Below are 11,889 nucleotides of genomic sequence, written 5' to 3'. Positions count from 1 at the left end.
AAAAAGTTACATATTTCAAACAAGATTCCTTTTTAACAAAACTTCAACATTTATTTTGAACTGATTTAGGCTTACAAAATCGTATTTTTACAACAACAGCTATAGTATGACTTTACCTTCGATTTATTTAGACAACAACGCCACAACGGAGATCGACCAGCGTGTTCTGGCTGTGATGCTTCCTTATTTTACCGATTTTTATGCCAATGCCAACAGCAGTCATTTGGCCGGATTGACGGTAAGCGAAGCCGTTGAAAATGCCGCTTGGCAGACCGCAGATTTGATCGGCGCAAAACCGAGCGAGATCATTTTCACATCAGGTGCCACGGAAGCCATAAACTTGGCTGTCAAAGGTCTTGATTTCGAAAAAAGAAAACATATCGTGGCGGTTTCTACAGAACATAAGGCTGTTTTGGATACGTGCAATGCTATGGAAACCAAAGGGTTTCAGGTGACTTATTTGCCCGTCGACAAGCAAGGATTTATAAATTTAAACGATTTGGCTGCAGCAGCAACCGAAGAAACGTTGCTGGTAATCGCCATGATGGCGAACAACGAAATTGGAACGCTTCAAGATGTAAAACAAATTGCAAAAATGGCACATTCAAAAGGTGCCTTATTTTTATGCGATGCCACGCAGGCAGTAGGGAAAATTCCAATTGATGTGAATGAATTGGGTATTGATCTTTTGCCTTTTTCTGCTCATAAATTTTATGGACCGAAAGGTGCCGGAGGTTTATTTGTTTCAAAAAATGCCAAGAACAAACTCATTCCTCAGATCACCGGCGGCGGACAGCAAAAAAACCGAAGAAGCGGTACCTTAAACGTTCCCGGCATTATTGGTTTGGGAAAAGCCTGTGAAATTTCAAAGCTTGAGATGGGAAAAGATCATGAAAGAATTAAACGACTCAGAGATTTTTTGGAAGAATCGCTATTAAAAATCGAAGGAACTTTTGTGAACGGTTCTGTTGAAAAAAGGCTTTACAATACGAGCAATATCTGCTTTCCCAAAGTTAATTCAGAAAACCTAATTCTTGCCTTGCAGACTATTTCTGTATCGAACGGTTCGGCCTGTTCTTCTGTTACGACAGAACCTTCTTATGTATTAAAAGCATTGGGATTGTCGGATGAAGATGCGCTGGGTTCCATCCGATTCAGCTTGGGAAGGTTTACAACTTTCGAAGAAATCGAACAGGCCATTTTAAGGGTCACTGAGCTCGTGAAGCAATTTAGATCTTAAAAAAAATAGAGACTGCAAAAGATATTTCGTATACTATCGTAGCATTTATAAGCATTTCGAGAAAAGAAATGAACTTCTACCAACAATAAATGAACTTCCACCAACAACAAATGGACTCGTCTCGAGCAAAACTAATTTCCCAGAACTTGAAATTTCCGTAAATTAAAGCAATCTATCAAAATGTATCGGCAGGTCGTTGATTCTTTTTCCAGTAGCGTGAAAAATCGCATTGGCGATAGCGGGAGGCATTCCCACCACACCAATTTCCCCCACGCCTTTTACACCAAGATCATTCACGAAATCATCATTTTCTTCGATAAATAGTACGTTTAAATCATGAATATCCGCATGAACGGGAATATGATACTCCGCTAAATTTGGATTCATATATTTGCCAAACCGATGGTCTAGAAGCGTTTCTTCGTGAAGCGTCTTGCTGATTCCCCAAACCATCCCGCCTAATATTTGGCTTTCGGCCGTCTTTGGGTTGATGATTTTCCCTGCCGCTACTGCCGTAACCGCTCTTTTAACTTCGATGATACCCAATTCTTGATCGACCTCTACTTCCACAAAAACGGCACTGTGAACAGCTCTCGCTTTTTTTCCGTAGGTCAGCGGATTCGGCATTGCTGAATTTGTCGTTTTGATACTTTTCCCTTCGTTCGACGCCATTATTTCCTTGCGACTCACTTTTGCTTCAGGATTTTCTTTAGAAATTATATAACCATCTTTAAAAACGACTTCCTTAAATTTCAGCTGTTTTAAAAGGGAATCTTCGCTATTTTTTACTTTTTTAAACAGTTTTTTATTCAATGCATGGCACGCCGCTTTCACTGCAGGACCGACGGTTGCTGTCGTAAAAGAGCCACCTTGAATAGGCGCGAAAGGCATCTTGCTGTCGGCATACGAAAAAGTGATATGGTCAATCGGAAGGCCCAATTCATCGGAAGCAATCTGCGTCATGATCGTTTTTGTTCCTGTCCCGATATCGGTCACCGCGCTTTTAATTTCGACTTTTCCGTCTGGCGTCATGATGGCTTGAGCCCTGCCTAAAATCCTGTTGGCATCCCAAATTCCGGTCGCCATTCCATAGCCTACCAATTTATTGCCGCGTTTCATGCTTCGTGGCTCTGGATTTCTTTTTTCCCAACCAAATTTCTTTGCGCCTTCAAGATAACAAGCCCGCAACTGCTTGCTAGAATATTCCTTATCGCTGCTTTTGTCAATTTCTGAATAATTGATCAGGCGCAGTTCTAACGGATCGATGCCTAATTTATAAGCGATCTCGTCCATCGTAACCTCAATGGCGTGCATTCCCGTGCTTCCGCCAGGCGCTCTCATGTCTAGCGGACTGTAAACATCCAAAGGCACGACTTCGTGCTCAAGCAAAGTATTTTCGGCGGGATAAAGCATATTTGCCCAATTGACCACGACTTCCACATAGTCTTCAAACTGCGAAGTTTCCCCGACCGCCTTATGATAGATTGCATTCAACCTGCCATTTTCATCAGCGCCAAATTTAGTGTGTTGCAATGTCGGCGGGCGGTGGCCAAACGTATACATCTGTGTGCGGTCTAACGTAACGCGAACGTTTCTTTTTAATTTCAAGGAAGCCATGACCGCCATAAAAAGCTGGTACTGCGGACGCAATCCTGATCCGAAACCGCCGCCTACAAAAGGTGCGATCACTTGAACATTCTTCATCTTCAGCCCGAAGACATTGGCCACATACATCTGTGAATTTATCGTGCCCTGTGTCTTGTCATATATCTTCAGCTTCCCTTTCCCTCCGTAAAGGACCGTGGTCGCAAACATCTCCATCGGATTGTGGTGTTCTGTCCCGTGCCTGAATTTGGAATCCGTTTTTACGAATGAGCTTTCGTAAGCTTCATCGAAATCGCCTGTAGGTTTTGGTGGCGGCGGTTTCAGCATCGATGCCAGCCCTTTCTTAGGCTCGCGCGCTTTTGCTGCATTCGCTTCTAAATCTGTATTAAAATCTTCCGTTTCATAGCGTACTTTTATCTTAGTCACCGCAAAGCGCGCCATTTCAAAAGTTTCGGCAACCACCAAAGCGATCGGCTGGCCATTGTATTTTATCTCATCGTCCTTTAACGGCTTGAAAACTGTTCCCGGAGGCGCGTCCATATCCGCATACTGAAAATCAAACCAAGCGGTCGACGGCCTATTTTTATGCGTGATGATATCAACGACTCCCGGCAACGCTTCAGCTTCCGAAGTGTCGATCGACTTGATTTTTCCTTTTGTAATGCTACTGTTCACTACATATCCGTATAGCAAATCTGTTGCATCATATTCGCCCGCATATTTTGCGGTTCCCGTTACTTTTTCACGGCCTTCCAAACGGCTGACCGGCTGTCCTATAGAGGGTAACTTTGTCATAATTTTTATTTATTTGGAAGATTATAAAGACGGTTTTGCACCGGGACGCTGCGTTTCTGGATGCATTGCCATCACGCAATTGCGGATGATTGCTTTTTTTGCCAGCTCAATCTTGAATTCGTTGTGCTCGAAGCCCTTCGCGCCTTGCAAGATCAGGTCTGCGGCATTGCTGAAATTTTCGAGAATGGGTTCTTTTTCCCTTAAATAATCCTCTGCTTCTTTCACACGCCAGGGTTTATGGGAAACGCCACCTAACGCTATTCTAGCTTCCTTGATCTTATCTTTTTCGATGTCAAAAGCAACCGCTACAGAAACCAAAGCGAAGGAATAAGAACTTCTGTCACGCAATTTTAGATAGGAATACTTTTTATTGAAATTATTTTCAGGAAGATCTATAGAAGTGATTATTTCGCCCTGTTTCAGGTTATTATCCAAATGAGGCGTATCGCCCGGAAGCCTGTGAAAGTCAGCAAAATCTAATGTTCTTTCACCATCTGATCCTGAAATATTTACCTTTGCATCCAATGCGGCCAAAGCCACGCACATATCCGAAGGAAAAACGGCGATGCAATTTTCGCTGTGTCCCAAAATCGCGTGGATCCGATTGTAACCGCCGATCGCCGAACAGCCAGAACCGGGCTCTCGCTTGTTGCAGGGCGTATTTATATCATAAAAATAATAGCATCGCGTTCGTTGCATGAGGTTGCCCCCGTTGGTCGCCATATTGCGGATCTGGGCGGACGCACCCGCCAAAATTGCCTTTGAAAGCAGCGGATATTTCTCTTCAATTATAGCGTGATAGGCCGTGTCAGCATTGGTCAGCAGTGCGCCAATTCGGATACCTCCGTTTTCAAGTTCAACTATCGAATGATTTTCAGCAATCGGATTGATGTCAACCAATTTATCAGCCTGGGTCACGAAATATTTCAGGAGGTCATTAATGTTGGTTCCGCCTGCAATAATCTTGTTTCCTGCATTGCCATCGAGCTGTGCGATTGCCTGAGCGACATCTGAAACTTTAGCGTATGAAAAATTATTCATGATGGCCTCCTTCCTTCACTTCCATTATGGCGTCGATAATGCCACGGTTTGCGCCGCATCGGCAAAGGTTGCCACTCATCAATTCTTGCACGTCTTCTCTGGTCTTTGCCTTTCCTTCCTGAATCATTCCGATTGCGCTGCATATCTGTCCGGGCGTGCAGTAGCCGCATTGGAAAGCGTCGTGCTCGATAAACGCCTTTTGAACCGGATGCAGATTTTCTCCGTCAGCAATGCCCTCGATCGTGGTGATTTCTGCACCGTCTTTCATTACGCCAAGGGTGAGGCAACTCAACACTCGTTTACCGTCAATCAGGACGGTACAAGCGCCACATTGCCCGTGATCACAGCCTTTTTTTGTGCCCGTGAGGTGAATTTTTTCTCTCAGTGCATCGAGCAAAGATACCCAAGGCACGAGATCGAGGCGGTACTCTGTGCCATTTACCCGCAACGAGGTTTGGTGTGTTTCGTTCGTTTCCATAGCTCTATTTTTTTGTTTTATCTCTAATGCGGACGGTTTTCGCGTACTTCAAAAACATGCAGTACCTGCGGAAACAAAGCTTCCATCGATTCTTCCACGCCTTTTTTAGAACCGGGAAATGTAAGTACCAGCGTATTTTCTGAAAATCCTGCAACGCCACGGGAAAGCATTGCCGTCTTCATGCGTTGCTGTCCATAATTTCTGGCGGTTTCCATAATCCCGGGAATTTCTTGGTCGATCAACGGCAAAATCGCATCTGGCGTGACATCCCGATGCGAAAGCCCAGTTCCTCCTGTGAAAATAACCAAATCTGTATCTTGGTCTCTGTAGTTTTTAAATGTCGATTGAATCGTATCAAAATCATCCGGAATAATCTGATAATCAACAGTGTTCAGACCGTGTTTTTCTAATATCGACACAATTGCTTTTCCGGAAGAGTCTTCTTTTTCACTTCTGTAAACCGAATCAGAACAAACCACAACCGCACATTTCAGCCCTTTCTCGGAATATTTTTTATGGGATGATTTGCCACCGTGTTTTTCCTGCAACCTGATATTTTGGATTTCTACATTTTTATCGATCGGTTTCAGCATGTCATACATCACCAAAGCGGCGACAGAAGCTCCGTGCATTGCTTCAACCTCGACTCCGGTTTTGTAGATCGTATGCACTTCAACAGAAATAATTACGGATAAATTTTCAATTTTGTAAGTAATCGAGGCGAATTCCACCGGCAGAGGATGGCAATCCGGAATCACATCGCTCGTCTTTTTTATGGCAAATAATGCGGCGGCGCGCGAAAACTCGAAGATGTCGCCTTTTGGAACTTTTCGCTGTTCGATCGCTTCAATCGTTTCAACCGAAGAAGTCAGGACTGTTGCCGTTGCAATTGCTTTTCGCAACGTGAACGATTTGTGTGTAATATCAACCATTATTTATTTACTTTCCACTGATGTGATTCATCGTTAAAAATTTCCTTGCCCCAGATTTGGAGTTCAGCCTTGATTCGTTCCACCATTTCGTCGCAGGCCTGCATGGCCATTTTTCTGTGCTTGGAAGAAGTGAACACAAAAAGGCAGATTTCGCCAGCATTTACAACTCCCAGACTGTGGTGGACGTGCATGCAAGTCAAGTCGTATTTTTCAAATATTTCCTCCCTGATTTCGTTCATTTTTTCCAAAGCCATATCTTCGTAAGCCGTATATTCTATTGCTTTTACCGTGTTTCCATCGATAACATCTTCCCTGATTTGTCCCAAGAAAATGCTGTGCGCACCAATGTCTTTCTTGGAAGCATGTTTTGCAATACTTTCCGAAATAAACAAAGGACTTATCGCGCCTTCTATAAAAATATTTTTAATTGTCTTGCTCATTATTTTGCTCTTGTAATGCAATAATTCCACCTTTTAAGTGGCTTATTTTTTTTGCTTCTCCAAACTTTCCCAGTAAAATTTCACCCGCTTTCAAACTTCTTTTTCCGCTTTGGCAAAATAACAAAATTGTATTTCCTCGAAGTTCTGATAAATTTGCTTCTAATTCTGACAACGGAATGTTAAGGTTTGGAAAATCCGCTTTTGGAAGTTCATACTTTTCCCTGACATCAATTACAATCGTATCCTTCTCAGCAATTTTACTTAAAAAATCGCTTGGACTTAATTCCTTAATTTTGCTGTTTGAAATACCGCAGAGCCAATTGTAATCGGTAGTTTCAAATGCTGTTTTATCATTCGGAATTAAGGGAGAAATATCTTTATCATTTGTAATTTCCAAAACAAATATTTCATAATTCAGTAAATTGAATGTAAGCAACTTGCCTACCAACACTTCACCTATTCCTGTCAGTATCTTAATCACTTCAGAAGCCTGCATCATTCCGATAATTCCGGGCAAAATTCCTAAAACGCCAGCTTCGTTGCAGTCTTGAACTTCGCCTGGTTTGGGTGGGTTTGGAAATAAATTTCTATAATTGATGCTTTTCCCGTCTTGTTCAATATTAAAAACGGAAACTTGTCCTTCGTATTGAAAAATCGCTCCGAAAACAAGTGGCTTTTTCAATAAAACACAAGCATCATTTATCAAATATCTTGAAGCAAAATTGTCCGTACAATCAACGACGATATCATATTTTGCAATAATTTCTAGAGCATTTTTGGCATTAATTTCTAAATCATAAACGTCAATCTGAATTTCTGGATTTAGACTTTTCAATTTTTCAGAAGCAATTTTGGCTTTCGATTTCCCGATATCTTCGATGGCATATAAAACCTGGCGCTGTAAATTGCTCAATGTGATCAAATCGTGATCCACAATTCCGATCGTTCCGATTCCTGACGCCGTGAGATATTGCAGAACCGGACAGCCCAGACCGCCAGCGCCAACCACAAGAACTTTGGCTCCCAGAAGCTTTTGCTGTCCTTCCTTCCCAAAATCCTTGAGCGAATAATGCCGTGCGTATCTCGCGTTATAATTTTCCATATTTATCCTCCAGAATAAGGTGGCATCAATGCTACCGTGTCATTTTGCTTCAAGTCAAGATTTACTTGATTAAGCTTTTTGTTTACCGCAATCGCAAATTTTCGGTCAGAAAGTGCAGGAAATTTTTCAGATAAAATGATCTTTAACGAATCAATATCACTTGCTTCCAGCGTAATTTCTTTGCCTGTGATTTCAGCGATTTGCCCAAATGCGATGATTTTAATTTCCATAATTATTGCACTTGGTGAATTGTGATTTTTGATAGGTTTTTCACGTATCTTCTTCCAGTAGCTTTGTCTATTGGCGTTACTAAAATAATTCCTTCCTTTTGTGTAATTGTAGAATTTCCATTGATTTCTGTCAGAATTAGTGCCTTGTCTCCGGTTGGGCTGTTGAAAATTTCGTTCCAAGAAAAAACAACTTTATAGCCGTCATCAGCCACGCAAACTATATAAAATTCGCTCAATACTTTTGGGGAATTTACCGTAAACTCTGCTTTTGACAAAACTTCTTTCAGCAATACCCCTTTTAGTTTTTTCAGCGTGCTTTTATATTCCTGCTTATGGTTCAAAATCACAAGACTGTCAATGGATTGCGATGCGTAATTTTTTAAATCTGCAAAATTAATCGTAAATGGTTTTGCAATTTTTCCGGCAACTGAAATCGTCTTGGAAACCTGTGCATTTGCATTTAAACCAAAAAATAAGATAATGAGTGCTATTTTTTTCATGATTAAGCTTTTGTGAATAATAATTTATAGGAAGCCATCAATAAAACTGTGGCCAGAACATATTTTAAAACATCTTGATTAAATTTCTTTGAACCCAGATAAGCGCCTAGCAATCCGCCGATAAAAGCCACAATGATGTACATCACCATATCACCAGTAAACGAAATTCCTTGAGTCAGCATACCGCCCAATCCAGCGACTGAATTTACGAAAATAAATGCCGCGCTGATTGCCGCCGTCTGTTTTTGGTTGGTCCATTGCAGCAATAATAAAATGGGAGAAAGTATGATGCCGCCGCCGATGCCGATCATTCCCGACAGCAAGCCGACGATTCCTCCTGTGAAAATCGCAATAGTGACATTATGGGATTTCAATTCGCTGTCTGCCACGTTTTTAAAAAAGAAGAATCGGATGACCGGGAAAAGCAGTAAAATTCCCAGGATCCTCTTGTAGATATTTTCTTCGACCGTAATCATTCCTCCTACAAAAGCCAATGGAATCGACGCTCCAGCAATAGGCAGAAAAAGTTTTTTAGAAAAATAACCGCCCCGATAATATTGTATGAAAGAGGTCATCGACACGAATAAATTCAGCACCAAAGCAGTCGGCTTCATTTCTTCAGGAGCCACTCCATATAGCGCCATCAAGGCCAGATAACCGCTCGCACCGCCGTGACCGACAGCCGCGTATAAAAAAGCAACAAAGAAAAGCAGTACGTAAAAAATTTCTATAGACATTCGATTATTATGTGATTTTAAATTTAAGTTTTTTTTGCTATAATGGCAAAAGATGTACGGTAACATTTTCACCAGCCTTGCAACCAGCAGATTCTTCGGGCAAAACGATAAAGCAATTCGCCTGCGCAAAAGAATGCAGTCGGAACGATTCCTGAGCGTGCAACGGTGTTACTTTTCCGTCGGAATAAAAAGCTTTTAAAAAATGCGTCAGGCCGATTGGTTTTGGATAATCGTGTGTTGCAGAAGCTTTTATTTCCTGTAAACCAGCATTCAAGCCCATTGCACTTTCTAAAGCCGGCAAGACATATTCATAAAAACAAGTCAACGAAGAAGAAGGATTTCCCGGAAGTCCGAAAACAAGCTTGTCCTCTTTTGTTCCAAAAAACAACGGCTTTCCAGGTTTTTGCTTGATTTTATGGAATTTCTCTTCAATACCGCACGATTTGGCCACTTGCGTCACAAAATCATAATCGCCAACGCTCACGCCACCGTTTAATAAAACTACGTCACTTTTATTTAGCGCGTTCTCCAGCACTTTCTGAAGTTCTTCGGGATTATCTTCTGCAGTAAAAACTTGTATATCTTTAATTCCGATTTGGTTCAAGACGGCTTTCAATTGGAACGAATTCGCCTCATAAACCTGCCCGAATTCAAGCGGATTTCCCGGCTGCTGCAATTCATTTCCGGTTAAGATAATTGCAATTTTTGGAGGCTCGTAAACTGAAACTGCCACACATCCAATTCCTGCCAAAAAACCAATTGTCGCTGCCGAAAGATAGGTTTCTGACGCCATCGCCACTTCGCCTTTTTTGACCTCAGCGCCTTTTGGACGAACATTTAATCCGAATTGCAGATTTTCATCTTCGATAACCAATGCATTATTTTCAAGACGTATTTTTTCCTGCATCACGACTGTGTCGGCATTTTCAGGCAAAGGCGCTCCGGTGAAAATTCTTGTGGCTTCACCGTTGTTTATTTTTAACTGCTTGGAAGTTCCTGCCGCCATCTCGCCAATGATTTTAAGTGGCGTTTGCCTGTCTTCATATTTTAAGGCATAGCCGTCCATTGAAGATTGTGCAAAATTCGGGATATCGGTCGTTGCGATAACGTCTGTTGAAGTCACCAGACCGAAAGCTTCAGAAAGTGGCAAAACGACGCTTTTTTTAGGCGTTCTTGAATTTTGGATAATTTGCTTTGCTTCGGTTACAGAAATCATTTTTGTTTTATAAGTTGTTCATAGTCTTCAATTGTATCGATGTCGATTGCCCCTTTTTCGAAACTAATTTGGGCAACATCTTCTTTGAATTTATCCAGAAGCTTTTTGGCGCCTTCATTTCCAGAAAGTGCTATTAATTCTGGAAAATATTTTTTTGCAAATATAACCGGAGTTCCCAGCGTGTTTGAATACGCGGAAGCGACAATGCCTTTTTGAGAATCTTTTTGCTTTGAAATCAATTCTGAAAAAACGGAAGCTTTGATAAAAGGCTGGTCGCAAACTGAGATAATGACCGTTTCAATAGTTGGAAAATTATCCAGAAGTTTTTTCAATCCGCCGTTTATGGAAGATCCCATTCCGTCTTGCCAATTTTGATTTTCCATTACGAGAGCTTTTAAATCGTGAATTTCTTTTTCAATTTCATCATTTTTCGAACCCGTGACAATTACAACAGCTTGCGTTATTTCAAGGGCTTGCGACACGACGTGAGACAGCAAACTTTTTCCATTAAATTGCAGCAATTGTTTCGGCTGACCAAGTCTGGAGGAGTTTCCTGCGGCTAAAATTAGTATTCCTGTTTCCATCAGCCTCCGATTGTAATCATGCTTCGGTTTTCTAATTTTGAAGCGTCGATATTTTCGAAAACACCGCTGAACTGTCCGCCCAATGCTTTAGCTTTCGCCGAAATCGTTTCCTGTATCAAAGGCAAAATTTCTTCTCCTCGTCTCAACGCCCCAAGCAGATCGGTTTCATCTTTGCTGAAAAGGCAATTTTTTAGTTTTCCGTCCGCAGTCAATCGCATTCTGTTGCAAGTGTCGCAAAATGGCTCGCTCATCGTGCTGATTACCGCAAACGAACCGACGTGGCCCGGAATCATGTATCGTTTTGAAGTGTCATTTGGTTCGGGTTCCACCGGAATCGCGTCGTATTTTGAAGCTGCTTCCATCAAAATTTCGTGCAGCGTAAAAACCTGGTTGCTTGTCCATTTGTTGCCGCTGAAAGGCATAAATTCAATGAATCTCACTTCGATATTATTGTGTTTTGTCAAGGCGATAAAGTCAAGAATTTCGTTATCGTTCAGGCCTTTCATTACCACAACATTAATTTTTACTCGGATGTTATGCTGTAATAATAATTCAATATTACTTCTTACGCGGTGGTATAAGTCGCGTCTTGTGATTTTCAGAAATTTATCGGGCTGTAAAGTGTCAAGGCTGATGTTTATTGCTTTTATATTCGCTCCCAAAAGTTCGTCAAGCATCTCATGGACCCGGATTCCGTTGGTGGTTATGGCCAGCTCGATTCCTAAATTCCCTAACGATTTTATAATCTTCGGGGCATCTTTTCTGACCAAGGGTTCTCCTCCCGTCAAGCGGATTTTTTTTACGCCATTAGCTACAAATAATTTTGCGATGGTTTCAATTTCATCGACCTGCATCAATTTTGAAGCTGGCGCAAAAGCATATTTTTCTTCTGGCATGCAGTAAAAACAGCGCAGGTTGCAGTTGTCTGTAAGCGAAATCCGCAAATAATCGTGTACGCGTCCGAAAGTGTCCTTTATCATCTTTTATAT

At 41.7% G+C, this 11,889-nt stretch carries 13 protein-coding genes; 1 reads left to right on the top strand and 12 read right to left on the bottom strand.

Annotation, left to right across the window (positions count from 1 at the left end):
* Positions 1–106: 106 nt before the first annotated feature.
* On the top strand, positions 107–1,240 hold the full coding sequence (locus tag ACFPVY_RS01860; RefSeq protein ID WP_379789996.1) for a cysteine desulfurase family protein: 1,134 nt from the start codon (positions 107–109) through the stop codon (positions 1,238–1,240).
* A 162-nt stretch (positions 1,241–1,402) separates the two neighbouring features.
* Here ACFPVY_RS01860 and ACFPVY_RS01855 read toward each other — a convergent pair whose 3' ends face one another.
* Genes ACFPVY_RS01855 through moaA form a run of 12 tightly spaced genes read right to left on the bottom strand, consistent with a single transcriptional unit; the run spans position 1,403 to position 11,880 of the window.
* Positions 1,403–3,640 (bottom strand): xanthine dehydrogenase family protein molybdopterin-binding subunit, encoded by a 2,238-nt coding sequence (locus tag ACFPVY_RS01855; protein WP_379789995.1) that lies wholly within the window; start codon positions 3,638–3,640, stop codon positions 1,403–1,405.
* Positions 3,641–3,661: 21 nt separating this feature from the next.
* Positions 3,662–4,681 carry an FAD binding domain-containing protein gene (locus ACFPVY_RS01850; RefSeq protein WP_379789994.1) on the bottom strand — a complete coding sequence of 340 codons (1,020 nt, stop codon included), beginning with the start codon at positions 4,679–4,681 and terminating at the stop codon, positions 3,662–3,664.
* On the bottom strand, positions 4,674–5,159 hold the full coding sequence (locus ACFPVY_RS01845; RefSeq protein ID WP_379789993.1) for a (2Fe-2S)-binding protein: 486 nt from the start codon (positions 5,157–5,159) through the stop codon (positions 4,674–4,676). The genes ACFPVY_RS01850 and ACFPVY_RS01845 overlap by 8 nt, the downstream gene beginning before the upstream one ends.
* 23 nt (positions 5,160–5,182) lie before the next feature.
* Positions 5,183–6,091: a bifunctional molybdenum cofactor biosynthesis protein MoaC/MoaB gene (moaCB, locus tag ACFPVY_RS01840; protein WP_379789992.1), complete on the bottom strand. Its 909-nt coding sequence runs from the start codon at positions 6,089–6,091 to the stop codon at positions 5,183–5,185.
* On the bottom strand, positions 6,091–6,531 hold the full coding sequence (locus tag ACFPVY_RS01835) for a molybdenum cofactor biosynthesis protein MoaE (protein WP_379789991.1): 441 nt from the start codon (positions 6,529–6,531) through the stop codon (positions 6,091–6,093). The genes moaCB and ACFPVY_RS01835 overlap by 1 nt, the downstream gene beginning before the upstream one ends.
* Entirely contained in the window at positions 6,515–7,633 is a 1,119-nt protein-coding gene (locus tag ACFPVY_RS01830; RefSeq protein ID WP_379789990.1) for a ThiF family adenylyltransferase, read from the bottom strand. Before ACFPVY_RS01830 ends, ACFPVY_RS01835 begins: the two co-directional genes overlap by 17 nt.
* Before the next feature lie 2 nt (positions 7,634–7,635).
* Entirely contained in the window at positions 7,636–7,863 is a 228-nt protein-coding gene (locus ACFPVY_RS01825) for a MoaD/ThiS family protein (protein ID WP_379789988.1), read from the bottom strand.
* A 2-nt stretch (positions 7,864–7,865) separates the two neighbouring features.
* Positions 7,866–8,363 (bottom strand): molybdopterin-binding protein, encoded by a 498-nt coding sequence (locus ACFPVY_RS01820; protein WP_379789987.1) that lies wholly within the window; start codon positions 8,361–8,363, stop codon positions 7,866–7,868.
* A gap of 2 nt (positions 8,364–8,365) precedes the next feature.
* Positions 8,366–9,100, bottom strand: a complete 735-nt coding sequence (locus ACFPVY_RS01815) for a sulfite exporter TauE/SafE family protein (protein WP_379789986.1) — start codon at positions 9,098–9,100, stop codon at positions 8,366–8,368.
* 37 nt (positions 9,101–9,137) lie between these two features.
* Positions 9,138–10,316, bottom strand: a complete 1,179-nt coding sequence (locus ACFPVY_RS01810) for a molybdopterin molybdotransferase MoeA (RefSeq protein WP_379789984.1) — start codon at positions 10,314–10,316, stop codon at positions 9,138–9,140.
* Positions 10,313–10,900 carry a nucleotidyltransferase family protein gene (locus ACFPVY_RS01805; RefSeq protein WP_379789983.1) on the bottom strand — a complete coding sequence of 196 codons (588 nt, stop codon included), beginning with the start codon at positions 10,898–10,900 and terminating at the stop codon, positions 10,313–10,315. The genes ACFPVY_RS01810 and ACFPVY_RS01805 overlap by 4 nt, the downstream gene beginning before the upstream one ends.
* Positions 10,900–11,880 carry a GTP 3',8-cyclase MoaA gene (gene moaA, locus ACFPVY_RS01800; RefSeq protein WP_379789982.1) on the bottom strand — a complete coding sequence of 327 codons (981 nt, stop codon included), beginning with the start codon at positions 11,878–11,880 and terminating at the stop codon, positions 10,900–10,902. Before moaA ends, ACFPVY_RS01805 begins: the two co-directional genes overlap by 1 nt.
* Positions 11,881–11,889 lie beyond the last annotated feature (9 nt).

Origin of the sequence: Flavobacterium qiangtangense (genome assembly GCF_042658345.1) — a bacterium.
Lineage (GTDB): Bacteria > Bacteroidota > Bacteroidia > Flavobacteriales > Flavobacteriaceae > Flavobacterium > Flavobacterium qiangtangense.
Note: the sequence above shows the minus strand (reverse complement) of the source record. Positions and strands in the feature narration are given on the sequence as shown.